This is a genomic window from Bacillus sp. C1 (assembly GCF_054570475.1).
Window position 1 is genome coordinate 31013 of record NZ_JBTMZT010000015.1, and the last position, 25977, is coordinate 56989.

Consider the following 25977-nt stretch of genomic DNA (forward strand, 5'->3'; position numbering starts at 1 on the left):
GGCGATGTGTTATGAAAACCAAAATCTTATTGGCCAGGGCACAATTATTAAAGGGGACAACGCATAACTAGCCCTATAACCTGCGTGATTCCCCACTAGACTTGGAGGATTTATGAAAAAAAAACAGGAAAATACGAATCAATCAATTGTTACTTTGGACTCCGTTACATTTCAACTTCAAGAGCCACATAATTTTGATTGGCTAAAAGCTTTAGGAAATGTTTTTTGTGTATTTGACCAACAGGACTCTGGAAATATCTGTTTTGGTGTAGAAAAAGATAATAAAAAACAATTTGTAAAATATGCGGGTGCAAAGCCTTTGGACTTTTCAGGCAATCCGCAAGATGCAATCCTGCGGTTATCACAGGCCATTCCTTTATATACAGCGTTGGCATATCCTCACTTAATAAAGTTAATGGATCATTTTCCTACAGCAAATGGTTATGCAGCTGTCTTTGAATGGACTGAGGGTGAGTGTTTACATTCGCATTGGTCTTTTGGCGGACGAGCAAAATACACCCATCCAGATTCGCCGTTCTATCGTTTCAGAAAACTTCCGATCGCAAAACGTTTAAACTCTTTAGATGTAATCTTTTCTTTTCATGAACATGTGGAGGCAAAAGGATACGTGGCAGTTGATTTCTATGATGGCAGTATCCTATATGACTTTTCCAAAGATAAGACAACAATCTGTGACATTGACTTCTTCCGAAAAGCTCCTTCGTGGAATGATATAGGAAAAGAGTTCTGGGGAGCTACAAGATCGAAAGCTCCAGAAGAATTCATCCTACACGCCCCTATTGATGCCCGTACCAATGTTTTTACGATGGGAGCTATTGCTTTTGGCTTATTGGGGGGAGAAATGGATCATTCGTTTTCTAAATGGGAGGCTGAGGGCGCCTTATTTGAGATTGCATTAAAGGCAGTGAATACAGACAGAAATTTACGATATGCAAGTGTAGCAGAATTTAAGAATCAATGGGATATTGCACGAACAAATTACTTGAACTCAATTTCCAAATAAGAAGCACATATACACATGAATATAAAAAGGGACCTTTAGAATAAACTAGAAGGTCTCTTTACATTATATATGCTAGATGGATTGACTTCCGAGTTCGGGATTTATGTAAATACAAAATTCCTTCAAAAACAATTGGTTATTTTTAAATGGTATAATATAATATATTGAATATATAGTGGAAATTAGTAGAAAGGAAATAAAAAATGAAAAATAGATCAGTGATTACGTTACGAATATTGATGTTTATTACATTTTGTATCATGTTGTTAAGTGGATGTCAGAATACTGGAATTGATGGGGTATGGGAATTATCTCAAAAACAGAAGGATAATTGTCCAGTATATTATAAATTTGAAACGGTTGTAAAAAAAGAAAAGAAAGAAACTATAGTTAATCATTTAGTAGATATGTATACAAGAGAACGTGTAAAAGGAAATTTATATAGCGGAATATATTTACAAATTAATAAAGGGGATATATATAATCTCGATTATGGAGATTCTTTTACATCAACACAAAGTATAAAACGAAATGGAGATATATTGGAAGTGTTTTTTAGTGATGTAGATAAATTGTGTACTTATAAAAAGGCTGAATAAAATAATTTTCAAACGGTCGAAATAACCCCTTTATTTATCATATTTTGAATGTATACTTTTATTAATGTTTTTGGAAAAATAGGTAAAGAGAAATAGAGTCAATAAAACCAAGGTAATGAAAGTAAACAAATGAATATTAGTTTACTTTCATTACCTTGAATTTTGTGTCCGCAAAAGGAAGGGACAGTTCCTATCAAATTGTAATCATTGATGATGTTCTAAATAAGGCTAAATTAGAAAGGAAATCTAAAGTTTTTAATCCCCATAATTTACTTACTTTCGAGAGATAAAAAATTGTTTTAGGGGTAATTCAAAATCTTAGCTTGATGGATATGGAGTCTCACCAACACAAAGCGAATTTCGTACATGAATTAGAGTATCTAAGCATGGGCATCGTATACGATTACGAGATCGAGGGGAATTATTGAATGGTGCCAAGTTAAAAACGGGAGAACGATGACCCTCGCTCTTATTTTAATAGCATGGTAGAATTCAGATGAAAAATGAGGGAGAAACAGAATGAATAATGGTGTAAATTATAAAATTTGGACGGTATGTATGGTTCAAAATGAGGACAAGGTTTTACTCCTCGATAGGCAGCATGACGATTTCAAAGGATTTATTCCTCCTGGAGGAAAAGTAGAGTTTCCGGAAAGTATTGTTGATAGTGCCATTAGAGAAGTTAAAGAGGAAACTGGTCTTGAAGTTAGCAACCTTGTTTATAAAGGACTTTATGAATATGTTAATCCAATCGCCAAAGATCGATATATGATATTTAACTATTTTACAAAGGACTTTAAGGGGGATTTACTTAAAGATTCACCAGAAGGAAAAGCTGTTTGGGTGAATATCAATGAAGCTTACAATCTTCCTATGCAAAAATCCATTCGTAGAAGATTCCCTTTGTTCTTTGAAGAAGGAACATTCGAAATTCAAGTAGAATGGGATCATGAAAAAAATCAAGAGGGACTAGTTACTATAAAAAGAACATAGACAAAACAATGCTTGGCCTACACATATTAGATATGACTAATATGTGTAGGCCAAGCATTATTAAATTTAGGTCTTGATAACGTACGCTAATGTAAATTTGAATTAAAATCGCGATGTTTACAAAAAAGATACTATATTTCACCCATTCGTTGTAATTTTTGAATTATTATATAATAAGGCTAACTTTAAATGGTTAAGCTTATTTCAATCGTTAGGAGAGCCGTATTGGAACTTGTTTGTAATAACGTTATAGTAGGAGGGAATTAAGTGATTACTTTAAAACCGATGAATAGAGAAGAATTTCAACTATACATTTCTGTTGCAATTGAGGACTACGCAAAAGGCAAGGTTATTTCAGGAAACTGGATTGAAGAAGAAGCAATAAACCTATCTAAGAAAGAATTTTCTAGATTGTTACCTAAAGGTGAGAAATCTGAACTTAATTACTTGTACTCTATTTTTCAAGAACAACAATTAATTGGAATGATTTGGCTTGCACAAATATCAACTACAAATCCAGATGAAGGCTTTATTTTTGATTTTATAATCTATAAACCACACCAAGGACAAGGGTTTGGGAAGCAAGCAATGAAAGAAATTGAAATGATTGCTAAAGAATTAGGAATGAGTAAAATTGGTCTTCATGTTTTTGGGCATAATAAAGTTGCACGTGGATTATATGAAAAGTTGGGTTATGAAATTACGAATATAAATATGATGAAGACTATTTAAAAAAGATACTATCTAACTGAAATAAAAAACACTCAATTTGAAAAAATTGAGTGTTTCTTTTGGTTACTCAATCAATATTCGTATCTATTACTATTACTTGTATTTGAATGTTATTGAAAGATTCTACCTTTTATTATACATGAAAAAAGATAGTGTGAAATTCCTAATTACATCATCTTTTTAAACAACTGTATTATCTTTTATATGAATAATTACCGAAAGATTAATTTTTGTTTTTGGACTACTCAAAGCCTACGTATAGGACTAAAAAGTGCGATCAGAACTTCAATCATTTTTGTGAAAGACGCTAAAGCAAATACTAAAGCTGGGTTATAAGATGAAATCATTCCACCAACTAGGGCTCCTAACGGCATAGCTAAACGAGTAAGGACTCTTGAGAACCCTAGAACTCTGCCTTGTAGATGTGTAGGTACGGTTTCTTGACGAACGGACGCAACAATTGTATTCCAAGCAATGTTGCATGTCATAGCAATACCAAAAGAGATACCTGGCGATAGCCAATGTTCGCTCCATAGTGTGTATGTTAAACCAATTGCACCTATCCCTAATAAGATAGGAATAAGAATTCCACGCTGAAAACGCTGTTCGAGTGGCACGACAATGATACTTCCTAAAAGACCGCCTATTCCAATTAAAGCATAGTTGAACCCGCTCTGTTCAGGTGTTACGTGTAACGTAGAAAGCAAGTAATACATAAACACACCTAAAACAGCGCTAGCACCAAAGTTACCTACGGCAGCTTGCAGCGATAAAGCAAGGTTAAGTCGATCGTTCATCAACCATTTAAATCCATCTACTAAATTATTTTTTATTTTCTGCAGTCTGTTATCAGTTTTCATTACAGATTCATTTATTTCTAGTTTAGGTAATAGTAATACAGCGATTAAAGTAGCGACAAACGAAATTACATTGAGCCAAAGAACATGAAATCCACCTATTATAGTAATCAACATACCTGCTAGTACAGGTCCTGCTAAACTTGCCATTTGGTTCACCATTTGATACGCAGAATTAGCTCTTGTTAATGATTGGCCTGCAATATGCGGAATGATTGTAACAGTTGCTACGTCAAATAATAGAGATAACACCGCTAACACAAAAGAAAGTACATATAAATGCCAAACTTGCAGTTGGCCAAGTGAATGAAGAATAGGTACACTTCCTATAAGAATCATACAACTTACATCAGCAATCCACATGAGCTTTTTTCGATTGCATTGATCTACAAGTACTCCGACTAGAGGACCAAATAAAACAACTGGTAATACATTGATCGCAAAAAGTGAACTCATAACGATGGCTGATCCTGTTAATTGATATGCAATCCAAGGTAAAGCAAATGTATACAAAGAATCACCGAACCTAGAAATAAGTAATCCAAAAAGAAAAATAATATAGGAAGTGGATAAACGACTGTTTACTTTCGAATTAGAATTTAATTTTACTTCTTTATGCGTTGTCACAACTTTAAGTAACCGCCTTTTCATAAATAATGTTAAAGATAGCCTTTATTATATTTGCTCGATTAATTCTAGTTCGTTTTCTACGAAATGCATTAATTCTTTTATCGTTTCACCAGAAAAATCAAAGCAAATGCCAGCTGCTTCATATACTTCCTTTACCGATTTAGAGCTTCCTAAAGACAGCGCTTTTTTATAGTTTTGTAATGCTTGCTTTTTGTTTTCTTTATACTGTTTATACATTTGTAAAGCGCCGATTTGTGCGATTGCATATTCAATATAATAGAAAGGCACTTCAAAAATATGTAGGACAGATAACCATTGTGTAGATATCCAATTTTCATAACCTTCTATACATAGGACATTTGAATTATACATTTTCGATAACTCTAAAAACTTATGATTTCGCTCTTTCGCAGTATGGTCTGGATTTTCATATAACCAATGCTGGAATTGATCGATAACCATGATAAACGGCAAACATTCTACAATTTGTGTGAATAGTTCTTTCTTCGCTTGTTTAAAATCTTCTTTGTTTTTATAGAAAATATTCCATTCATCCATTGTGAATAGCTCCATTGTCATACTCGCTAATTCAGCAGTTTCCATTGGTAACTGTTGATATTGGTGTATTGAAATATCTTTCGTGAGATCATGATGAATGCAGTGACCCATTTCATGTAAAAAGACAACGACGTCAGATTGTGTTTTTGTTATATTCATAAAAATAAATGATAACTGAGATGCGGGTAGATACTCACAAAAACCGCCAGGTGCTTTTCCTTTTCGGCTTTCTAAATCTAAATGATCGTTCATTTTTTCTAAAAGAGTAGTAAATCCTGGGTCAATCTCTGAGAATATGAATTTACTTTTATCTATTAGCTCGTTTTCATCTTTTATAGGTTGTAAAACTTTTTGATCTGCAGGTACAGCCTGTAAGTCAAAAGGATACAACGTATCAACATGCAAATCGTTTTGTAATGTACGATGTATTTTTTCTTGAAGGGGTACGACATACGTACGAATAGATTCAGCGAATTCATTACATTGCTCAGCTGTATAATCAAAGCGTTCATATTTTTTAAACATATAATCGCGATAATTCATCAAACCAACGTTTTGCGCTTTTTTTGTTCGGAGTGTAATAAGCTGATTTAAGATTTCTTGTATTTTGTCCTCTACAGATAAAAAAGATTCAGAGATAATTGTCAGTGCCTTTTGGCGAATATTTCGGTCAGGATCTTGTAAATATATACTTAATCCGGAAATGGAGATTTCTTCGTCATTCCACATTGCTGTTACATTTCCTGTGATTTCGAAATACTGTGTGATTAACTCGTCTTCTGTAATTTCTAATTTTATATTTTCTTCATGAAAAAGACTTCTTGTATTTTGAATCCTTTTATTTAAGAATCCAAAATAAGACGAATCTAATTGTAAACGGTAGGGAGATTCATCATATTTTTTATCCAATAGACTTTTATAACGCTTTAATAGTGGTTGTACTTCTTTTTGATCAAAGTCAAAAGTTTCTTTCGCTTTTATATCATTTATATTTTGTTGAAAGGTAATATAATGTTGCATAAGTTGCTCATGAATAGCATGTAAAGTTTTTGATTGCTGTATGAGCCAGTTTTCAAGTTCTTTACTGGAATAGATTGGTTCATTTAAAAGTCGCTCCAATTCTGTTGTTAATTCTTCTATATTATGAATATTAATATTGATTACTTGCTGCATGTTATATCCCTCGCTTTTTATGTACTACTAGAGGTATTCTTTTCTTATGTAGAAATACCTTTTTTATCTCAGTATTAAAGATTGTCTAGGGGCAAAAACAGAACCTATTGGCTTTATTATTAGTTTGAAAAGAAGATCAGAATGAAAATAAAGAAAAAGAGAAGAGTGTATCGGAAAATATGGTATACTTATAAAGACTGAAAATTCACTCTAATAGTTAGAGAATCTTTTTTAAGGGAGGCGTTCATTATGAGAAATACAAATGTTGTTATCATGTTTAATTACAAGGGGATAACGCCTAATTAATTAAAAGTGTTTAGCGTTTCCCAAAATTCGAAAGGGGAATATTTTTGAATAATATTAATGTGAAACTTGAAGAATTAAATTCAGAAAACTGGTATGAATGTTGTAAATTAGAAGTATCAGAGGATCAAAAAAATTATATTGAATCAAATGCAGTTTCAATAGCTCAGTCGAAGTTTGAACCAACATTAAAGCCTTATGCTATCTATTTCGAGGGAAAAATAGTCGGCTTTTTAATGTATAATTCTGTAAGAGAAGAACCTGATGGTTATTGGGTATATAGAATAATGGTTGATAAGAATTTTCAAGATAAGGGAATAGGGAAAGTTGCAACTAAGTTAATGATCTTAGAGATGGCCAAATTACCGGATGCGAACAGAATTATTGTAGGGTATAAACCAGAGAATAAGAAAGCTCATCATTTATATTCAAGTTTGGGATTTGTTGATAATGGTGATAGATTTGGAAAAGAAATAGCTGTTATCAAAAATATAAAGAACTAAAAAGATAATTCGAAAAAGACAAAAGAAAGGATCCGAAATGGTTCCTTTCTTTTTGCGTTTACTATTTCAAATATTATTTTTTGATGTAATGCAACATAGCAAGTTGTTCTATCTTCGTTAGAGTAAATTTTGTTTCAATATCATCGCCAGTATAAAGAGAAATGCTTTTACCTAAAATGATAGGTGCAATAGCAAGTTGAAATTCATCAATTAAGTTTTTTTGAAAAATTCTCGTGCTAAATTACCACCGCCGATTAACCAAATATCTTTTCCTGGCTGTTTTTTTAATTTGTAATGAATGTTTTTGCATTTTTGTTTAAAAATTGAGCATACTCATCTTTGCCATCTATAGAAGTTGAAAAACTTTAAACAGTGTATAGAAAGAGTATGGTCAGAAAATGAAATTACATTTTTTTATTATTTTTAGTACAAATGTACAAGCTACTTTATATTTGATGAATAAGATGTAGTGTCAAATAAGCAAGGGAGTGAATTGTACTTTGGTGAAATGTTTTGTCGCTAGATTAACAGGTCGAGAAGAAGTACCTCCTGTTCGTACAGATGCTTTTGGGATTGCGCAATTTAAATTTAATCGTGATTTTACATTACTTCGCTTTAAACTAGTGGTATATGATATAGATAAAGTGACAGATGCTCATATCCATTTAGGAGCAAGAGGAGTAAATGGTCCAGTTGTTGTTTCTCTATTTGAAACTGTTTCACGTGGTATTAGTGTGAACCGAGGAATCATAACAGGGGAAATCACAGCGGATGACCTTGTTGGTCCTTTAGAAGGTCAGTCATTATTGGATCTAGCAGAGCAAATGGATGCGAGAAACACGTATGTAAATGTTCATACAGAAGAACATCCAAATGGTGAAATTCGAGGACAAATAAAGAAGCATAATTAAAAAGCTCGATTCGTATATGTTCATAATCAGTGGGGGATACGGCCCTCACTGATTAAAAGTTCACTTTGTAGATGGATTATTTTGGTGAGTGATCATTCCTTTTTATTATAAGTATGATGCTATCAACCTTTAGACATAATGATGACTAAAGGTTTTTTTGCGAGGGAATTACACTGTATGAAAAATCTTATAGGAGGCGAAATGTATGGAAGACACAAAAAAGTCAATACTTGTTTTTATATTATTAGCTCTAGCTTTAGTTTTCTTTGTTGGAGGTATGGTTTATGACTTGTGGGGGACACGATAGATATACATACGTTACCAGAGTTTTATAAATAAAAACCCTCTCATATACGAAATGAGAGGGTTTCATTATGTTTTGTTAATTGACTTTCTTTATAAATCCTTTGTAATGACGCTTTACAAGTTGGCTTTCTAATGTCTTCATTGTTTCTAATGCGACCCCAACAATGATTAGCAAGCTTGTACCGCCGATTTGTGCAGAAGGGGGAAGAGTAGCAACTTTTGTAAAGAAAACTGGCAAAATAGAAATAGCCCCTAAGAACATTGCACCAATAAACGTTAAACGGTATAAAATTTTTGTTACATATTGCTCCGTTGCTTTCCCTGGTCTAATACCTGGAACATAGCCATTTTGTTTCTTTAAGTTTTCTGCCATTTGTTCAGGATTTACTTGAACGAATGCGTAGAAGTATGTAAAAGAGATGATAAGAGCAACATAAAGCGCCATTCCAACAGGGTGCGTAGAATCGAAATATGTCCCCATCCATTTTGAAACGTTAGAATCAGGGAATAACTGTGCAATTGTGCGCGGCGTCATGAGAAATGCAGAAGCAAAGATGACTGGGATTACACCAGCGCTATTTACTTTAAGAGGTAAATGCGTGTTTTTTGCTCCTTGATATTGATTATTTCCATGGGCAGCTTTTGCATATTGAATTGGTATTTTACGAATTGCTTGTTGAATGTAAATAACCCCAACAACGATTGCTAAAATAACAAGTAAAATTAATACGATTTTTACAATATGCATAAACAGTTGATCTCCAGCATTTTGGAATTGCTGTAAATAGATCTGATTTACGACGTTTGGGATTGCTGCAACAAGTCCCGCGAAGATAATCATTGAAATTCCATTACCTACGCCGTTTGCAGTAATTTGTTCACCTAACCAAAGTAAAAATGCAGTACCGGCAGTTAGCACGGTAGCGATAAATAAATAAGTAGTCCAGCTAGGATTTGAAATTAATTGTCCACCTGCTATATTGTTAAAGCCAATAGACATTCCGATGGCTTGAATGAATGCGAGAATGATTGTAAAGTATCGGGTAAACTGAGCTGATTTTTTGCGGCCCATTTCCCCTTGCTTTGCCCACTCTGTAAATTTAGGTACAACATCCATTTGTAGTAATTGTACAATGATGGAAGCTGTAATATATGGTGTGATGCCTACAGCAAAGATTGAAAAGTGTTGCAAAGCCCCTCCGCCAAATACATTAAGCATGCCTAAAACGTTGGCTTGATCTTGTACTTTTAACACCTCTGCGTTTGTATGAGGAACTGGTATAAACGTGCCAATTCGAAAAACAATTAACATCGCAAGTGTAAAAAGGATTTTCCTTCTTATTTCAGCTACTCTCATAAAATTTGAAATCGTACGAAACATCATGTCGCCTCCTATATTTTAATCAGTTATCTAAAAGGAAAACTGATTATTATATCCTAATAGATAAACCACAAACCTCCTTCCGTGCAGAATTCATTTGACAAATGGATTTTCATGCATTTTGTAGTTTTATCATGGATATAAGGAATCGCTCGATTTTCGTAATTATTCAATAACCATAATATACCTAATAAAAGGGAATTTGTACATAGGTATGGAGGGAAAAGGGAGGTAATTCCATTTTATATGAAGGACTGATTGTACCGGTACAGTTATTATAAATACAGATTGTCGCTACTCTGGATAGCTTTTAAAATTAACGTATAAGACATTCACGAAAAATATTGAAGGAGTGCTTTATATGACAGAGTTACAAGAACAATTTTTGGCAAGGCTTAATCTTGAGAAACAACAGACTGTGACATTTGAGGATTTGAACAAAATCATGAATGCGATTGCGTATGAAATTCCATTTGAGAATTTAGATATTATAACTGGTACTACAAAAGAAATTTCTAAAGAGAATTTACAAAAGAAAATAGTAACGAGTTCACGAGGTGGACTTTGTTATGAACTAAATTCCATTTTATATTATTTTTTAAAAGATTGTGGTTTCGATGTGCAGTTAGCATTAGGGACAGTCTATAAGAGGGATTTACACGTATGGGCTCTTGAAGAAGGCCATATTACAATCATTTTAAATTATAATAAAGTACCGTATGTAGTTGATGTAGGAATAGCTTCAGTTGTCCCTCTTACACTTGTGCCGCTTACTGGTGAAATTGTGACTTCCATAAATGGCGAATATCGTGTTAGAAGAAAAGATACAGATAAAGGAACGCACATTTTAGAAAGAAGAGACACTTATTTACGACACGGGCATGAATCGCACGAAAAAAGAGGATGGCAAACATGCCACGCTTTTCGTACGGATCCTATTGATGAAACAACTTTAAATGAAGTACAAAGAAAAGTCATAGAAGATGAGAATTCTAGTTTTAATAAAGGACCGATTGCAGTGAAATTGACGCAATCTGGATATGTCTCTTTGACAAAAGGTAGTTTAACTCAAGTAGAAAATGGTAAAAAAAGAAAATTTATGATTGCAGGGAATCAATATGAAAAACTTTTACATGATATATTTAACATCGAAATGTAAACCGGATGATTCTTACTATAAAAGCGTCATAGTTTTCGTTTGCATAGAAAGGTCACTCTCTTTTATAGTAATATAAGTGCTGTAAACGTAACAATGAATAAAAGAGGAGCTTATTATGTCAATTATCGATAAATTAAATCTTAGTAAATATAGTAATATGGCAGTGATGAATCAACCAAATGATTATGACATCTTTACTGAACAAGAAACTACGCTATCTAAAGATCATGATGCTATCTTTATTTTTGTAGAAACTATTGATGAAATGGTTAAGCACACAGGGCTTATTCTTGATAAGCAATTATTACTCGAAAAAGGTTATTTATTTTTTGCTTATCCGAAAAAAGGTAACACTCGTTATGAAACGTTTATTCATAGAGATGAAATCTTTCCAGCAATGAAAGTTGGAGAGGATGGATATGTAGAGAATAGCGATATTAAATTTTCAAGAATGGTAAGTATGGATGATATCTTTACTGTCGTTGGTTTAAAACGTGAAAAGAAAAAAGTGAAGAAAACATCTGCTGCGAGTCAATGCGTCTCCGATTATGTAGAGAATATTAAAGATGTAGAAACATTACTAGCTGCTTATCCAAATGAATTACAATTTTATCAAGCTTTAACACCAGGATATCAAAAAGATTGGGCACGCCACATATTCTCAGCGAAGCAACAACAAACACGTGAAAAGCGTGTGCAACAAATGATTGAAATCCTTTCACAAGGGTATAAATCAATTGATTTGTTCCGCAGAAAAAAGAAATAAATACAATTAGAATGAAGAGGAAAAACATATTCTAGACATAAAGAAACACTCTAGAATATGTTTTTTTGTGACATTTAATAGTAAAAGTTGAAAAAGTGTCTCTTTCAAGTATACTGAATATGGTTCGATACATATGAGATAGCTAAAAAATAGCGATATAGAATAGAAAAGAATAAAGAAGAAAAGGTGTTTTGAATGAAATCGTATATTGTAGTTGGAGCTGGTATTCTAGGAGCGTCTACTGCGTATCATCTTGCTAAGGCGGGCGCTCATGTTACGTTAGTTGACCGTCAAGATTTAGGCCAAGCAACCGATGCTGCGGCTGGCATTGTATGCCCGTGGCTTTCACAACGACGTAATCAAGCTTGGTATAAAATTGCAAAAGGCGGGGCACGATATTACGCTTCTTTAATTCAGCAATTAGAAGAGGATGGCGAAACGGATACGGGTTATAACCGTGTAGGAGCCATTAGCATCCATACTGAGGATAAAAAATTAGATCAAATGGAAGAGCGAGCGTATAAACGCCGTGAAGATGCTCCGGAGATCGGAGAAATTACTCGTTTATCGTCAGATGAAACAAAAAAGCTATTCCCGCCGTTATCGGAGGAATATAGTGCTGTACATATAAGTGGTGCTGCTCGAGTAAATGGACGAGCTCTTCGTCAATCTCTTGTAAATGCTGCGAAAAAACATGGTGCCGTTTTTATAAAAGGAGATGCTAGTTTAATTCATGAAAGTAATGATGTAAAAGGTATTCATGTAAACGGCGAAACAGTAACTGCAGATCAAGTAATTATCACTGCCGGAGCCTGGGCAAATGAATTACTAAAACCACTTGGCATTAACTTTCTTGTAACTTTCCAAAAAGCACAAATTGTTCATTTACATATGCCATGTGCAGATACTGAAAGCTGGCCAGTAGTTATGCCGCCAAATGATCAGTATATTTTAACTTTTGAAGATGGACGTGTAGTTGTTGGAGCCACTCATGAAAATGATACGGGTCTTGATTATCGCGTTACAGCTGGTGGTTTACATGAAGTATTTAGTAAAGCATTGTCTGTAGCGCCAGGTTTAGAAAATAGTACGATGCTGGAAACAAGAGTCGGTTTTAGACCATTTACACCAGGTTTCCTTCCTGTAATCGGTCCATTACCTCATTTTGAAGGTATACTCGTTGCGAATGGTCTTGGTGCTTCTGGATTGACAGCAGGTCCATATTTAGGCTCTGAGCTTGCAAAACTGGCTCTTGGTCAGCCAATAGAATTAGACTTGAGCCATTATGATGTAGCAGGAGCGATTGAATAGTTAAAGTAAGAAACAAAAAAGATTAGGAACAATTACCTATCTCTCTGTCGCAAGCGAAATCGTAATAGCTTTTCTTGCATACTTATGTTATTATTTACCTTTATACCAAAAGAGGACGTGAATGAATTTGATTAAAATTAGTATCCCTGAAGTTGATGTTACAATTACAGAACGTAAACAAGTGATAAAAGGAGACGAGCCAAGAATCACTCCGATTCATGGATTTATTGATTTCCACTTGTTCCCAAGAGATAAAGGCGGTATTTTTATGTTTTATAACATTAATGACGAACTTCTCTTCGTTGGGAAAGCACGTAAAATAAGACAGCGTATTAAAAAACATTTTGAAGACAATGTTTCACCAATTAAAGCACATCGTGACGAAGTATACCGTATTGATGTATGTATTGTAGAAGATCCAATGGAAAGAGAAATTTACGAAACATATGTTATTAATGAGTTTCAAGCGAAGTATAATGTTGAAAAGGTTTTTTATAAATAAAGATTTCACAACAAAAAAGGTCAGAATAACTGGCCTTTTTTTATTTAGGAATAATGATGGATGTAGCTTTTGAATAAAGTTTGATTAAATCAACTTAATAAACCTTGATAAAAGAACAAATAGAAAAACGTGTTTTGAAAAAAAGATTGATCAAAACACGTTTTTCTATTGAATCATCCTTTTATAAAAAAGTTTGATAATTTTTGTTATCCTTTCTCAATTAAAGCATCTGTTTCTAGAATAGTCCTACACAAATTATATAATAGTCTCCTTTGTGTATTTTGAATACTTTCCTTGTATCACAATTTTCGAAAAACATGAGAAGTACAAAGCACTCTTGTTCATTCATTCTATCTTTTGTTAAAGAACGTGAATTCAGTCAAGTTCTTGGTTTACGGTATTTCTACTATGGCAAGAACGGAACTGACTCGGTGAAAGTCCTGTATTTCTTTTAAATGCATTATAAAAGCTAGAGACACTTTGATAGCCTGTTTGATAACCAATATCCGTACTATTAAAGACCGTTGTTAAGAGAAGTTCCTTTGCTTTCTTAACTCTGATCCTTTCTAAATATATTCGAGGAGTATACCCTGTTCTTTCTTTGAAAATCCGATTTAAATGAAAACGACTAACTCCTACCCTTGATGCAATTTCATTTAAAGACATGTTTTGAACATAATTATTTTTTATCAATCGCATAGTATCTTTCAAAACGCATTCGAATGGGTCGTATATTTTTATATTTAGATCTGGTCGGCATCTTTTGCATGGTCGATAGCCTGCCCTTTGAGCTTCGTGCGCATTTGAAAAAAAGGATACATTTTCATAATTAGGAACCTTAGACTTGCAAGAAGGCCGGCAGAAAATCCTAGTTGTCTTGACTGCGTAAAAGAACATCCCGTCATACGCTGGATCACATGATACTGTTGCTTTCCACATGGTACATCTGGAAAGGTTATTTTGATCCTTCATTTGATTTTAACCCTCCCTTGTAGACGAAAATCTTATTACTCAAAATCATATAAATCGCATATATGGCCACGACAATTAAAGGAACAAATATATACAATTGAAAAAATGGGATCACCAGCAAACATAAAATGAAAGAGACCAACGATGCCCACCATGCCAGTGTGTTTTTCCTAAACAATTTAACACCTGCTGCCATTGAAAGAACATAAACGAGAATCCCAAGAGAAGTCGGTATAAACAAAATATCATCAAACGTCAGTGACAAAGCCTTCGTCACTAAAACACCAGCTACCGAAAAACAGATAACAAACAATACCATCTGTCTTGGAATTTGAGTAGTTGCATGCAGCCTTGAGAAAAATTTTGGAAAAGCACCATCCCTGCTTAATGAATATCCTAATTGCGTTAGGCTAGCTACAAATGCGTTGGATGTGCCTGTACAAATAATTAAAGCTAAAATAGCCGTGACGACTTTGGCACCTACACCTACAGTATCTCCCATTATAACACCTATAGGAGACAAGTTACTTTCTTGATTGCCGTACGTTGCTGTCCCAATAGTAACAAGGCTTAACGTTAAAAATAATAATCCAATGACAACTGCACTAATAACCGTTCCTTTGACAATATCCTTTTCTGGCCTTTTAAAGTGATCAGCTAAACTACAAATCGCCTCCCAACCAAAAAAGGACCAAAAGATAACCGTTATAGCACTCCCAACAGAAAACCATCCATTTGGGACAAAGGGAGTAAAATTCCCCCATTGTATTCTTGGCAGCGACACAAATATAGCTACCAGTAAAAGAATTAATAATAAAGAACTTAAAATCAATGCTACTTTACCACTAACATTTACGCCGTAATAATTGGAAAATCCTGCAATTACCAAAATAAAGACGGCAATTACAGTTGTTTCAAAACTTGAAAATCCAAATGCCTGACTGACGTAATAAGCACCAGTTAAGGATACAATTGTTTGACCGACTGCTGCTGTTACAAAGTAAAACCACCCAACGATATTGCCAAGATGATATCCGAAAGAATGTCTAACAAAGGTCGCTGCCCCACCGGCATCAGGATATTTTCTTGCCAAACAAGCAAAGGAATAAGCAAGTGGAAAGCATATTAAAATAACGATAAACCAAGATACAACGGATGCAGGGCCTGCTATTGAGGCTGTTACTCCCGATAAAAAAAGGACACCTGAGCCTAAAATAGCTGCAATGTATAACGCAATTCCTTGAAATAATCCAATGGATTTATTGTTCATAATCTCCCCCCTTTTATAGCATTTAGTTTACTAGTAAAGGGAGGAGAATTCTTCTTGTTTTTTGCGGTTTAATTCGTTTAATAAAACAATTAAAAGTATTTTTATTATATTTCTTATTCAATAATCTGGCCCGAGTGTTAAACAAATAAATACTCTACAAAATGGATCTTTTTATCAAATTTTTTTACAAATTATCAATCTTTATTATAAATGATCGAACTTTATTTTAAATCAACAATAGAGTGGCTTTAAAATACTGGTGTTTGCAATAAAGACGAAAAATCTAGAAGTGGTACTCGATCTATGTAAATGTTAGACAGTATTGTATTATACTTATGAGTAAATAATTAATGTAAGTATGGGGCTGATGAAGTGTTTAAATATAATGTATGTTTTTTAAAAAGTAACGATAGAATCTTAATGCTAAATCGTGAAAAACCACCGATCATGGGCGTGTGGAACGGTGTTGGCGGTAAAAACGAAGTAGGTGAAACTGCTGATGAGGGCGCAATTCGTGAAGTGTTTGAGGAAACAGGCTTCAAAGTAAATCAATATTATTCAAAAGGTGTCATTACATGGAATACAAGTGATAGAAAAAAAGATGGATTATATGTGTACGTATTTGAAGTAGATGAAACATTAAGTAATGAATCAATGAGAAAAACAAGAGAAGGTATTCTCGATTGGAAACACATTGATTGGATAATGAATCCCAATAATTTAGGGATTGCTGAAATGGTAAATCAGTATTTACCTGTTCTACTGGAACAAGCAGATAATTATTTATTTGAATATAAAAACGGTATAGTGACGCTTATAGAGTAAGTGGCTTTATATAAATACTTTATAAGTAAACAACTTTATTATCTATTTTTGAAGGTACGTATAATGAAATTGATTTACAGAAAGAGTCTTGCTACATATGAATTGTAGTAAGGCTTATTTTTTTTGTATCAAAATTAAATATATTCATTCTCTCTATATAGAATGAAAGAGAAATTTCTAAAACAATAATAGACTCTATATTCATTTTATAAAAAACTCAATATACAAACCTATACATAAAAGAGCCAGAGTACATATAAATATATTAATTCTAATGAAAGGAATGATTTAAGTATGGGTGAATCGCATGGTAAAAAATGCAAGAAACAAGGTGGACTTTCCCCGCAACCACTATTATTATTGTGTGGACAATCTACAGGTAACGGAAGAAGAGTTGATGGTGGTTTTAGTAGCTTTGAACCAACACAGCTAGCTTTTGTTACTGTAGATACAGCTGGACTCTCTCATCCTAGTGTAAAGATAGAGTTTTCTAACAATATACGATATGAGCCGATAAGCGAAGGCGGAGGTTTTTCTCAAATTCGAATTAGATATGATTTATTTAAACAATGTAAAGGACAAGTAACTCCAACTTTATTAAGTTCATGGTTTTATGAAAGAAACGTAAATCTAGCTGCCCCCAATTTTATTAGCACGACAGATATTAATAGTTTTCATTACTGTGAGAGTTGCGATGTCGAGTGTTATGAATGCTGTGATTATTTTGTGAGAGCTACTGTTGAAGAGTTTAATAATGCCGTAGTAACTTACCTGAATTCTGAAATAAGCGCTTTAGTGCAAGAAAGTGTTTTTCATAAAGGCGATTATTAATAACAATTAAACTATTGGTAAGTAAACAAAACGGTCTCAGTATTTTTCTGGGATCGTTTTGTATTCAATATGCATTTTTAGGTAACGAAAATCTATTTTGAATACATACTTTCTTTCATAATACAAAAGACACATCATATACTGGTACAAGCAAACTTGAAAGGGGATCATCATGAACTGGTTAGAAGCTTTTATACTAGGAATTATTCAGGGGCTAACAGAATTTTTACCTATAAGCAGTACCGGTCATTTATATTTAGGGCGGCATCTTTTTAAGTTAGACGAAGCAGGTCTTTTTTTAGATACAATGCTTCATATAGGTACACTGCTAGCGGTGTTTATATATTATAAAAAAGAGTTTATCTATTTAATTAAAAATCCATTTTCAAAACTTACATGCTTACTCATTGTTGGAACAATTCCAGCTGTTATAATCGGTCTATTATTTAAAGATTTCTTTGAAGAGATTTCAAAAACAGGTGTAACAATCGGATGGGAGTTTTTAGTGACGGGTTTGTTTTTATATATGGCAGAAAAACAAAAAAATGGACGTAAAAAAATGGATGACATTACATATCAAGATGCACTTATTATCGGTTCCTTTCAAGCATTTGCTATTTTTCCAGCAATCTCTCGTTCTGGTATGACAATTGTCGCTGCACTTTGGAGGAAGCTAGATCGTGAAACAGCAGCATATTTTTCATTTTTATTATCAACACCAGCAATTGTTGGCGCAATCATTTTACAATCTGTAGATGTTTTTCAAGGAAAGGCAGAAACAATTTCAAGTACTTCGCTAATCATTGGTACTTTATCTGCGGCTTTTTTCGGATATATAGCAGTATCTTGGATGATCCAATACTTAAAACAGCATTCTCTTAAAGTGTTTGCCTATTACGTATGGGCTCTAGGTATTATCATTTTAACTTTACAGTTCACAAATATTTTTTAAAAAGATGAATAAATGTTGATAAAAAAATCCTGTTTTGTAATTTTGTAGCAGGATTTTTTGTTTTATGATTTTATAAATATGTAAGAAATATGAAACTAGCAGAAGTGTTAATCAGGAGGTAGAGAAATGCTAAAAAAAGCAATCGTCATTGGTGGAAGTATCGCTGGGAAACTAGCAGCAAAGGCTTTATCTGATTCTTTTCAAGAGGTGATTATTTTAGAAGCAGGCGAAGAGTGTAATGAAAAAAGCCCGCGAAAACGAGTACCTCAAACTTATCATCCCCATGTGTTATTAAAAGGTGGTGAAGAAGCGATTGAAAAATTATTCCCAGGGGTTATGACGCAATTAAAAGAAGATGGCGGTATCGTTAATAATTTTACCGGAGATTTGAAATGGCATCATTTTGGTTTATGGAAACAACCATTTCATGGGGAGTTAAATGCGGTTCAACAAAGTCGTCCTCTGCTTGAGTGGCATATACAAAAAAGAATGAGGGAAGTAGCTAATATCACAACGAAATATGAAATGATGGTTGAACAATTGATAATCGATCAGCAGTATAACAAAATCTCTGGAGTAAAAGTACGGTGCATGAAAACAGGAAATAAAGAAAATTTCCACGCAGATTTAGTTGTAGATGCGAGCGGATTTGGTTCGAAAAATATAGAGTGGTTAAAAACACATGGCATAGAAGTAACAGAAGAAAAAGTATGGATTCAATTGTTTTACGCGACTAGGGTATTTTATCTAAAACAGAATGAACGTCCTAATTGGTGCAACTTACTTTTTTCTCCTAGTTTTCCTGAAAATCCTTATGGCGCTTTTATTCAAACAATTGAAGACAATCGTTATTTCGTAACTTTTAGCGGTTATGCTAATGAGCATGCACCAAAAACAGATGAAGAATTCCTTGCATTTGCTCGTAAGTTACCTGCTCCAGATGTCATCCAGTTTCTAGAACAAGCAGAACCAATTACAGATATAAAAATACATAAGATTCCATATCAAGTACGTCGTCGATTCGATTTAGTGAAAAATATGCCAGAAGGTTTTTTTGTAATCGGAGATGCCTATTGTCGCTTTGATCCAGTCTTTGGACAGGGAGTTTCTGTCACTGCTATGGAAGCTGCCGCGCTTCAGACGAGTTTAAAGAGAAGAACATCACTGCCGAATGGTTTTACTCGAGAATTTTATAAACGTATTTCTAAGATTATTGCAACGCCGTGGGAAATGGTTACAACAGAAGCATATCGTCATCCGAACATAAAAGGGAAACAGTCTTTTATACGACCATTTCAACAATGGTATACGAAAAAAGTATACCAGCTTTCCGCGAGTAATACAGACATTTACATGCGTTTAGTTAGGGTCATGAATTTGATTCGTAGCCCATTGCATCTTTTTCATCCTAAAGTATGGATTGCTATTTTTACGACTCGGCCGAAATAAAGGTAGGAATCTTGAAACGAGCAGTAGGAGTTTATCTATTCAACGCCGAATTTATAATAGTTAACTGATTAAAAAGGAATGAGTTATGAATGGAAATATACATAGAAAAGTTAAAGGAACAACATGCAGAAGAACTGTTTGCTTTCGAGCGTTATAACAGAACCTTTTTTGAAAAGATGGTACCAAGTCGTGGTGATGATTATTATGTTTACGAGACGTTTCAATCTAAGCACGATGAATTGCTAAAGGAACAAAAAGAAGGTGCTTCCCACTTTTATCTCATACGGAATACAGAAAAAACAATTGTAGGACGAATAAACTTAGTAGATATCGAGAAAGACAATCAATTGGGGCACCTTGGTTATCGTGTAGGAGGAGATTTTATTGGACAAGGAATTGCAACTAGAGCTGTTCAATTACTCTTAACCCAAGCGGTAACTGATCAAATTACTGAAATTCACGCGAAAACAACAAATCATAACATTGCTTCCCAAATCGTATTAGAAAAAAGCGGCTTTTCACATACGACAATGGATAAAAAAGTTATAGAATTACATGATCAAAAGGTTAATTTCATTCATTATGCTTGGAAACACAATAACATATTATAAAAGAAATTTTAAAACAAAAGGGGAACAATACGATGAAGGACTTACGTTATCCGATTGGAAAATTTACTCATGAAGAAAGTATTACAGAAGAAAACGTAGAAAAATGGATTCAAGAAATTGAAAATCTTCCTCGAGAACTAACGAAGGCAATTGAGGATTTAGATAAAGAGCAGCTAGATACACCATACCGAAAGGGTGGATGGACAGTAAGGCAAGTTGTTCATCATGTCGTTGATAGTCATATGAATAGCTATATTCGTTTTAAGTTAGCTCTTACAGAAAATAACCCGACAATTAAACCATATATGGAAGAGAAATGGGCAGAGCTTCCGGATTCAAAATTACCTGTTGATGTTTCCCTTGTGTTATTAGATTCATTACATAAAAGGTGGGTAAATTTATTAAACTCTTTAGAGCAGGCAGACCTTGAAAAAACGTTTAATCATCCAAAATCAGGTGAGACAAAACTTGAGATCGCAATTGGATTATATGCGTGGCATGGTCGTCACCATGCTGCACATATCACTTCTTTACGGGAACGGTTAGGTTGGTAAATGCTATGAGCATAAAACTCGAAAAAGCAACAAGTGTAGATGCAGAATCTATTTTCAATATGCAAGTACAAGCATTTATACCATTGCTAGAAACATATAAAGATTACAAAACAAATCCTGCTAATGAAACGATTGATAAAGTAATTACAAGAATAAACAATCCTAATGGTGGATTTTATAAAATAGTATTTGATCATACTCTTGTGGGAGCCATTTGTGTATATTGGAAAGAAAAAAAGACGCATTTTTGGATAAGTCCTATGTTTATTCTGCCTCATTATCAAGGGAAAGGAATAGCCCAGCAAGTACTCATTCTAATAGAGAAAATGTTTCCACAAGCTACGAGTTGGGAACTAGCTACAATTTTAGAAGAAAAACGTAATTGTTATCTATATGAAAAAATGGGTTATATTCAGACAGAGATAAGCAGAAAATTGAATGATCATACAACACTTGTTTATTATAAGAAAACATTATAAAGAAAAAGGATAGATCAATGCCCGTGCATTTCTCTATCCTTTTTGTATTTTTAAAAGGGATTCATGCATGTTGTTCCAAGAAATACGGGGTATATACTTTTAAAATTGAATAAATATACAAAAATAATTATTTTGTTGTGTATGTTACTAATGCTTTTTGAATACTTAAAATAGTATCGTCACCTTTAAATTCTTTTGTAATTGGTTCATGCATGCTCGATACCCAAATTTTTAGTTCAGCATCTAAATCGAAATGTCCTGCTGTTTCGATGCTGAATTGTGTGATGCTTTTATATGGAATAGAGTGATATTCTGATTTCTTACCAGTTACTCCTTGCTTATCCACTAAAATCATTCGTCGGTTTGTAAATACAATTAAGTCTCGAATTAATTTATATGCATACTCAACTCGTTCATCATCAAGCATAATTTTTTGTAAATCATGCTCAACATTTTCTGTACTCGTATCAGATGCATTTCCTAAAATACCACTAAATAAACCCATATGAAATTCCTCCTTTATGATCTGTGGAATGAGTTTCTTTTATTGTATCACGTTATAGACTAAGAAATTCTTACAATGCAATTAGGGCTTTTTAAAGAGAATGCAATGATTTGTTAATATCTCATCATGATATCTTGTGCTAAAATGAGTTATAAAATTAAGAGAGAAGTGTAGAGGGAGTATAGATGAAACATATCGGTTTAGTATTAGAAGGCGGAGGCATGAAAGGGTTATATACAGCAGGAGTACTTGAGTATTTTATGGAAAATGATTTGTTTTTCCCATATGTAGTTGGTGTATCGGCAGGTGCATGCATGGGGGCAACTTATTTGTCGCGTCAAAAAGGGAGGAATAAAAAAGTAAATACAGAATTAGTATCGGATCATCGTTATATATCTTATCGAAATTTAATCCGAAAACGAGAATTGTTTGGTATGGACTTTCTGTTTGATGAAGTGCCTAATAAAATTGTACCCTTTGATTTTCAAACGTTTTTACATACAAATGAACAGTTTGTAATCGGTACAACAGATTGTAAGACGGGACAAGCTGTTTATTATAATAAGCAAGAGCATGGGAATGATATATTAAAAATTATTCGTGCATCAAGTTCTGTACCATTTATTGCGCCTGCTGTGGACTATGATGGTAAGAAGCTATTAGACGGCGGAATCATTGATCCTATTCCTGTTCGAAAGGCGCAAATAGATGGGTTTCAAAAGAATATTGTTATTATGACAAAACAAAAAGGGTATGAAAAAAAACGTAATAAGTTTTCGCTGGTGGCAAAATATTTATTTAGACGATATCCGAAAGTCTCTGAGCTTTTAGTAGACCATTATCGGTTTTATAATGAAACTGTTTCTTACATGGCTTCGGATGAACAAAAAGAAAACTTTTTTGTCATTCAACCAAGTGTGCAACTTCCTGTTAGCGGGATTGAAAGAAATAAAGACAAACTTGTTCACTTATATAACTTAGGGTATAGCGATGCAAAAGAACAGTACGATAACTTATTACAGTGGATAAATAACTAAAAAATTTGAGGTGAGCGATTGATATTAGGAAAAAAGGTGATTTTTGAAGAGTTAAAGAAACTATATAGCCATTTATATAAACCATTCCCATATCGTGATACACGTAATATGTACCGAGATTTTAAGGAGATGTTTTCTGAGGATGATTGTATAAATGCTGATTTGAATCTATATTGGATGAATATTTCCGGGACATTAAGTTATGTGTTAAATGGAAGGATCGAAAAAATTCCATTTGAGCAAATAAAATTACTTCACGTATCATTTTTTGATCACTTTAAACAATTCCACTTTTTAGAAAAACACATTACAGATTACCACTTACTCTATAGAGACTATATGTATTATGAAAGAGCACGTAAATTATTACTTTATTATCTGACTTATGAAAACTCCCAACACACAGACTAAACTTGTTTGTGTGTTTTTTGTTCATAAAAAATACAACATATGTACCTTGTTTATATAGGAATTTATTTGCCAAAAAAGAAGTATTAATATAATGCGGTGAAGGAGGAAGGAATGAAGTCAATAGCAGCATTTTATGCAGCGCTTCAGAATCCTCATATTTTTGGAAATGTGCTGTCATTGTCAGGTTCTGCACATCGGAAAAAGGATGGGGATGAAGAGGGACTTCCTTGGATAGAGAAACAATTTTTATCAATTCGTCATTCACTGCGATTACGTACATATATAGCAGCGGGTAAACTTGAAAACGAACCGCTTTTAAAGGCTAATAGAAGCCTATCTAAGGCACTTAGAGAAAAAGAGTATCAGATTGCCTATAGTGAATTTCCAGGCGGCCATGACGAAATTTGGTGGCGTGAAAAGTTGGTTGAGGGAATATTAGCGCTAAAACATTCAAGGGCGTTATCTTCAAAAGAAGGGAAGAGGAAAAATATGAATCAAAAGGATATAGATAAAGCGTTAAAAAAACAAGAGATTTTAGTAAAGGATGAGAAAGTTTGGTCTTATACGTATGAGGATCATGTTAGTTCTATCATTAAGCGTGCAGAAAAATCAGGAGCTTTCGATGATTTACCTGGCAAGGGGAGGCCGCTTAATTTTGATAAAAATCTCTCTTATAATCCTGAAAAGCAACTTTATAAAACATTGAAGGATAACCACGTTTTACCTAGGTGGATTGAGCTTTCAAAAGAAATTGATCATTTAAAAGACAAACTGCAAGAGATTACATATTCTGCAGAAGCAGCAAAGCTAATTGAAACTATAAATAAAAAAGCTTCGGAACATAATGTATTGTGTCCACCAACTGCTCAAAAGATGAGGATAAAAAAGGATTTTTAGTGTTTTTCTATAAGCCTACCACTTGTTATATAATTGATGGAAGCTTATTTTTTATTATGTAAGGGGGAATGGAGAATGACAAATACATATCACTTACAAATACCAAAGCAGTTAGAACGGTATAGAAGTGTTTTAGAAGCGAGTGTAAAGCCTTATATTAAAGTGACGGGAGAACTAGGTGAAACAACTCTATTTGAGAGTAAATTTGGCGGTTATCCGTATTTACCAATTAACCATGAACACCCGCAAGATTCAAAGGGAAAATCTATGATGTTACTTGCGCAGTTGAACTTTGAAGAGATTCCTCATATCGAACTTATGCCGGAAAAAGGATTGCTGCAGTTTTTTTGTGAGCGGTGAAGATGATCTTGTTGGGGCTGATTTTGATCATCCAACACAGCAAAAAGACTTTCGAATTATTCATCATTCTGAAGTAAATCATGATGAATCACAGGTTGTAACGGACTTTAGTTATTTAAATGCTATTAATGTAGAGGATTTTGTTGTGCCAGAAGCAGCAAAATTAAAGTTTGAGGCAGGTTATTAGCCTGTAACGCTAAGAGATTATCGTTTTGAGTCATTTTTTAAAGATATTGTAGATTTAGAAGATATCATTGATAGCGAAAATGAAATAGAGTTTGGTGACTTGTATGGAGATTCTTTCGAAAGTCAGGGACACAATATTGGCGGATATCCGTTCTTTACACAAACCGACCTAAGAGAGTGGGAGGAATCATATCGAGAACACAATATTTTACTGCTGCAAATTGATACAGATGATTCTTTAAATATAATGTGGGTTAAAGAATCTTCCTAAAAAGCAGGAGGATTTTTTTAATATGTAAAATAGGAATTATGTTAACTAAAATAAAAAATCGCAGCAAATCCGCAAAAAGAACAATAATAACGGGAATAAATTTTAATTTCATTCATATTCAATAAATTAGATATATTAAAAGAACCAGAAATAGAGGAATAATTGACACAGCATACAAATGAAAAGAATTTATATAAACGAAATATAATTTATGAATTGAATCAAAATTTATTTTAAGCTGGCGTTTTAATTTTCATCTCTAAGATTTTTAATGTAAAGATTGCTACAAAATATTTTGGTGAAATGAATGATATAAAATGAGCGTGAAAATGTTTAAAATCTAAAATAAATAGTACGTAAAGAAAATCTCATCCAATATTTCTCTTTCGTCTCATTTAGTATAGTTTACTTGTATTTAGAGACAGAGAAATGCTATTTCTTCATAACTTCCTATAATTTATATTATGTTAACTAGAAAAACGATAAACTTGTTGAACCTCATTATTCCTTGTCCCCTGTTGTTTAGCGACACAAACTCGGGATCTTTTCATGTATATGATCATTTAATTAAAATTAGTATCCGAATTTGTGTCGTATTTTTTATTGATTCGTTTTAAATCAAGTCAATATGCGTGATATCATGCGAATTTGTTATTGAT

General features: G+C 33.4%; 26 protein-coding genes and 2 pseudogenes. 21 read left to right on the forward strand and 7 right to left on the reverse strand.

The features are described from left to right. Nucleotides 1-112 precede the first annotated feature (112 nt). From ACX5JI_RS23680 to ACX5JI_RS23695, 4 genes are all read left to right on the forward strand, one after another. Nucleotides 113-1024, forward strand: a complete 912-nt coding sequence (locus ACX5JI_RS23680; RefSeq protein ID WP_459503438.1) for a protein kinase family protein — start codon at nucleotides 113-115, stop codon at nucleotides 1022-1024. A gap of 203 nt (nucleotides 1025-1227) precedes the next feature. Next, nucleotides 1228-1623: a hypothetical protein gene (locus ACX5JI_RS23685; RefSeq protein ID WP_459503439.1), complete on the forward strand. Its 396-nt coding sequence runs from the start codon at nucleotides 1228-1230 to the stop codon at nucleotides 1621-1623. 519 nt (nucleotides 1624-2142) lie between these two features. Next, the gene (locus tag ACX5JI_RS23690; RefSeq protein ID WP_459503440.1) at nucleotides 2143-2616 is read left to right on the forward strand and encodes an 8-oxo-dGTP diphosphatase; all 474 of its coding nucleotides are present in this window, start codon (nucleotides 2143-2145) and stop codon (nucleotides 2614-2616) included. Between the two features lie 267 nt (nucleotides 2617-2883). Beyond that, nucleotides 2884-3348 (forward strand): GNAT family N-acetyltransferase, encoded by a 465-nt coding sequence (locus ACX5JI_RS23695; protein ID WP_459503441.1) that lies wholly within the window; start codon nucleotides 2884-2886, stop codon nucleotides 3346-3348. Nucleotides 3349-3593: 245 nt separating this feature from the next. On the opposite strand, the gene ACX5JI_RS23700 is transcribed toward ACX5JI_RS23695, so the two are convergent. Together ACX5JI_RS23700 and ACX5JI_RS23705 are read right to left on the reverse strand one after the other, a co-directional pair. Next, complete coding sequence (locus tag ACX5JI_RS23700; RefSeq protein WP_459503489.1) at nucleotides 3594-4763, reverse strand: MFS transporter; 1170 nt, start codon at nucleotides 4761-4763, stop codon at nucleotides 3594-3596. Between the two features lie 117 nt (nucleotides 4764-4880). Continuing rightward, nucleotides 4881-6566, reverse strand: coding sequence for a M3 family oligoendopeptidase (locus tag ACX5JI_RS23705; protein WP_459503442.1), 1686 nt, complete (start codon nucleotides 6564-6566; stop codon nucleotides 4881-4883). Nucleotides 6567-6916: 350 nt separating this feature from the next. Between ACX5JI_RS23705 and ACX5JI_RS23710 the strand changes: the two genes are divergently transcribed. Further along, a complete protein-coding gene (locus tag ACX5JI_RS23710; RefSeq protein WP_459503443.1) occupies nucleotides 6917-7372 on the forward strand; it encodes a GNAT family N-acetyltransferase in 456 nt (151 codons plus the stop codon). A 73-nt stretch (nucleotides 7373-7445) separates the two neighbouring features. Here the strand turns inward: ACX5JI_RS23710 and ACX5JI_RS23715 are convergent, their stop codons facing one another. After that, nucleotides 7446-7601 carry a dihydrofolate reductase family protein gene (locus ACX5JI_RS23715; RefSeq protein WP_459503490.1) on the reverse strand — a complete coding sequence of 52 codons (156 nt, stop codon included), beginning with the start codon at nucleotides 7599-7601 and terminating at the stop codon, nucleotides 7446-7448. A gap of 271 nt (nucleotides 7602-7872) precedes the next feature. Between ACX5JI_RS23715 and ACX5JI_RS23720 the strand changes: the two genes are divergently transcribed. Next, nucleotides 7873-8283, forward strand: a complete 411-nt coding sequence (locus tag ACX5JI_RS23720) for a CHRD domain-containing protein (protein ID WP_459503444.1) — start codon at nucleotides 7873-7875, stop codon at nucleotides 8281-8283. Between the two features lie 382 nt (nucleotides 8284-8665). Here the strand turns inward: ACX5JI_RS23720 and secY are convergent, their stop codons facing one another. Further along, complete coding sequence (gene secY, locus ACX5JI_RS23725; RefSeq protein WP_459503445.1) at nucleotides 8666-9970, reverse strand: preprotein translocase subunit SecY; 1305 nt, start codon at nucleotides 9968-9970, stop codon at nucleotides 8666-8668. A gap of 361 nt (nucleotides 9971-10331) precedes the next feature. On the opposite strand from secY, the gene ACX5JI_RS23730 reads away from it, so the two are divergent. The 4 genes from ACX5JI_RS23730 (at nucleotide 10332) to ACX5JI_RS23745 (ending at nucleotide 13708) form a co-directional block, all read left to right on the forward strand. Beyond that, nucleotides 10332-11129, forward strand: coding sequence for an arylamine N-acetyltransferase family protein (locus ACX5JI_RS23730; RefSeq protein ID WP_459503446.1), 798 nt, complete (start codon nucleotides 10332-10334; stop codon nucleotides 11127-11129). A 115-nt stretch (nucleotides 11130-11244) separates the two neighbouring features. Continuing rightward, the gene (locus ACX5JI_RS23735; RefSeq protein WP_459503447.1) at nucleotides 11245-11895 is read left to right on the forward strand and encodes a YdeI/OmpD-associated family protein; all 651 of its coding nucleotides are present in this window, start codon (nucleotides 11245-11247) and stop codon (nucleotides 11893-11895) included. A gap of 195 nt (nucleotides 11896-12090) precedes the next feature. Next, nucleotides 12091-13206 (forward strand): NAD(P)/FAD-dependent oxidoreductase, encoded by a 1116-nt coding sequence (locus ACX5JI_RS23740; protein ID WP_459503448.1) that lies wholly within the window; start codon nucleotides 12091-12093, stop codon nucleotides 13204-13206. 121 nt (nucleotides 13207-13327) lie between these two features. Then, complete coding sequence (locus ACX5JI_RS23745) at nucleotides 13328-13708, forward strand: nucleotide excision repair endonuclease (protein WP_459503449.1); 381 nt, start codon at nucleotides 13328-13330, stop codon at nucleotides 13706-13708. Between the two features lie 375 nt (nucleotides 13709-14083). On the opposite strand, the gene ACX5JI_RS23750 is transcribed toward ACX5JI_RS23745, so the two are convergent. Further along, nucleotides 14084-14680: a bifunctional transcriptional activator/DNA repair enzyme AdaA gene (locus ACX5JI_RS23750; protein ID WP_459503450.1), complete on the reverse strand. Its 597-nt coding sequence runs from the start codon at nucleotides 14678-14680 to the stop codon at nucleotides 14084-14086. Next, on the reverse strand, nucleotides 14664-15950 hold the full coding sequence (locus ACX5JI_RS23755; protein ID WP_459503451.1) for an APC family permease: 1287 nt from the start codon (nucleotides 15948-15950) through the stop codon (nucleotides 14664-14666). Before ACX5JI_RS23755 ends, ACX5JI_RS23750 begins: the two co-directional genes overlap by 17 nt. Nucleotides 15951-16322: 372 nt before the next feature. Between ACX5JI_RS23755 and ACX5JI_RS23760 the strand changes: the two genes are divergently transcribed. From ACX5JI_RS23760 to ACX5JI_RS23790, 7 genes are all read left to right on the forward strand, one after another. Continuing rightward, complete coding sequence (locus ACX5JI_RS23760; protein WP_459503452.1) at nucleotides 16323-16775, forward strand: NUDIX hydrolase; 453 nt, start codon at nucleotides 16323-16325, stop codon at nucleotides 16773-16775. A 294-nt stretch (nucleotides 16776-17069) separates the two neighbouring features. After that, nucleotides 17070-17606: a DUF4489 domain-containing protein gene (locus ACX5JI_RS23765; protein WP_459503453.1), complete on the forward strand. Its 537-nt coding sequence runs from the start codon at nucleotides 17070-17072 to the stop codon at nucleotides 17604-17606. A 172-nt stretch (nucleotides 17607-17778) separates the two neighbouring features. Next, nucleotides 17779-18558, forward strand: a complete 780-nt coding sequence (locus ACX5JI_RS23770; RefSeq protein WP_459503454.1) for an undecaprenyl-diphosphate phosphatase — start codon at nucleotides 17779-17781, stop codon at nucleotides 18556-18558. A gap of 126 nt (nucleotides 18559-18684) precedes the next feature. Then, nucleotides 18685-20007 (forward strand): NAD(P)/FAD-dependent oxidoreductase, encoded by a 1323-nt coding sequence (locus ACX5JI_RS23775; RefSeq protein ID WP_459503455.1) that lies wholly within the window; start codon nucleotides 18685-18687, stop codon nucleotides 20005-20007. 89 nt (nucleotides 20008-20096) lie between these two features. After that, a complete protein-coding gene (locus ACX5JI_RS23780; protein WP_459503456.1) occupies nucleotides 20097-20618 on the forward strand; it encodes a GNAT family N-acetyltransferase in 522 nt (173 codons plus the stop codon). Nucleotides 20619-20650: 32 nt separating this feature from the next. Beyond that, nucleotides 20651-21172, forward strand: coding sequence for a YfiT family bacillithiol transferase (locus ACX5JI_RS23785; RefSeq protein ID WP_459503457.1), 522 nt, complete (start codon nucleotides 20651-20653; stop codon nucleotides 21170-21172). Continuing rightward, nucleotides 21112-21651 carry a GNAT family N-acetyltransferase gene (locus ACX5JI_RS23790; protein WP_459503458.1) on the forward strand — a complete coding sequence of 180 codons (540 nt, stop codon included), beginning with the start codon at nucleotides 21112-21114 and terminating at the stop codon, nucleotides 21649-21651. Before ACX5JI_RS23785 ends, ACX5JI_RS23790 begins: the two co-directional genes overlap by 61 nt. A 127-nt stretch (nucleotides 21652-21778) precedes the next feature. Here the strand turns inward: ACX5JI_RS23790 and ACX5JI_RS23795 are convergent, their stop codons facing one another. After that, nucleotides 21779-22156 carry a PH domain-containing protein gene (locus ACX5JI_RS23795; RefSeq protein WP_459503459.1) on the reverse strand — a complete coding sequence of 126 codons (378 nt, stop codon included), beginning with the start codon at nucleotides 22154-22156 and terminating at the stop codon, nucleotides 21779-21781. Between the two features lie 185 nt (nucleotides 22157-22341). Between ACX5JI_RS23795 and ACX5JI_RS23800 the strand changes: the two genes are divergently transcribed. The 4 genes and pseudogenes from ACX5JI_RS23800 to ACX5JI_RS23815 all read left to right on the forward strand — a co-directional run. After that, nucleotides 22342-23193 (forward strand): patatin-like phospholipase family protein, encoded by an 852-nt coding sequence (locus tag ACX5JI_RS23800; protein ID WP_459503460.1) that lies wholly within the window; start codon nucleotides 22342-22344, stop codon nucleotides 23191-23193. Nucleotides 23194-23211: 18 nt separating this feature from the next. Then, on the forward strand, nucleotides 23212-23604 hold the full coding sequence (locus ACX5JI_RS23805) for a YxiJ family protein (RefSeq protein WP_459503461.1): 393 nt from the start codon (nucleotides 23212-23214) through the stop codon (nucleotides 23602-23604). A 120-nt stretch (nucleotides 23605-23724) separates the two neighbouring features. Continuing rightward, nucleotides 23725-24501, forward strand: a pseudogene (locus ACX5JI_RS23810) (DnaJ family domain-containing protein); the annotation flags it as partial. Nucleotides 24502-24576: 75 nt separating this feature from the next. Continuing rightward, nucleotides 24577-25300, forward strand: a pseudogene (locus ACX5JI_RS23815) (YwqG family protein); the annotation flags it as partial. Nucleotides 25301-25977 lie beyond the last annotated feature (677 nt).

Coding starts and splice junctions, on each gene's coding strand:
- ACX5JI_RS23680 (WP_459503438.1), top strand. CDS start 113: ATGAAAAAAAAACAGGAAAATACGAATCAATCAATTGTTACTTTGGAC.
- ACX5JI_RS23685 (WP_459503439.1), top strand. CDS start 1,228: ATGAAAAATAGATCAGTGATTACGTTACGAATATTGATGTTTATTACA.
- ACX5JI_RS23690 (WP_459503440.1), top strand. CDS start 2,143: ATGAATAATGGTGTAAATTATAAAATTTGGACGGTATGTATGGTTCAA.
- ACX5JI_RS23705 (WP_459503442.1), bottom strand. CDS start 6,566: ATGCAGCAAGTAATCAATATTAATATTCATAATATAGAAGAATTAACA.
- secY (WP_459503445.1), bottom strand. CDS start 9,970: ATGTTTCGTACGATTTCAAATTTTATGAGAGTAGCTGAAATAAGAAGG.
- ACX5JI_RS23730 (WP_459503446.1), top strand. CDS start 10,332: ATGACAGAGTTACAAGAACAATTTTTGGCAAGGCTTAATCTTGAGAAA.
- ACX5JI_RS23735 (WP_459503447.1), top strand. CDS start 11,245: ATGTCAATTATCGATAAATTAAATCTTAGTAAATATAGTAATATGGCA.
- ACX5JI_RS23740 (WP_459503448.1), top strand. CDS start 12,091: ATGAAATCGTATATTGTAGTTGGAGCTGGTATTCTAGGAGCGTCTACT.
- ACX5JI_RS23745 (WP_459503449.1), top strand. CDS start 13,328: ATGAATTTGATTAAAATTAGTATCCCTGAAGTTGATGTTACAATTACA.
- ACX5JI_RS23750 (WP_459503450.1), bottom strand. CDS start 14,680: ATGAAGGATCAAAATAACCTTTCCAGATGTACCATGTGGAAAGCAACA.
- ACX5JI_RS23755 (WP_459503451.1), bottom strand. CDS start 15,950: ATGAACAATAAATCCATTGGATTATTTCAAGGAATTGCGTTATACATT.
- ACX5JI_RS23765 (WP_459503453.1), top strand. CDS start 17,070: ATGGGTGAATCGCATGGTAAAAAATGCAAGAAACAAGGTGGACTTTCC.
- ACX5JI_RS23770 (WP_459503454.1), top strand. CDS start 17,779: ATGAACTGGTTAGAAGCTTTTATACTAGGAATTATTCAGGGGCTAACA.
- ACX5JI_RS23775 (WP_459503455.1), top strand. CDS start 18,685: ATGCTAAAAAAAGCAATCGTCATTGGTGGAAGTATCGCTGGGAAACTA.
- ACX5JI_RS23780 (WP_459503456.1), top strand. CDS start 20,097: ATGGAAATATACATAGAAAAGTTAAAGGAACAACATGCAGAAGAACTG.
- ACX5JI_RS23785 (WP_459503457.1), top strand. CDS start 20,651: ATGAAGGACTTACGTTATCCGATTGGAAAATTTACTCATGAAGAAAGT.
- ACX5JI_RS23795 (WP_459503459.1), bottom strand. CDS start 22,156: ATGGGTTTATTTAGTGGTATTTTAGGAAATGCATCTGATACGAGTACA.
- ACX5JI_RS23800 (WP_459503460.1), top strand. CDS start 22,342: ATGAAACATATCGGTTTAGTATTAGAAGGCGGAGGCATGAAAGGGTTA.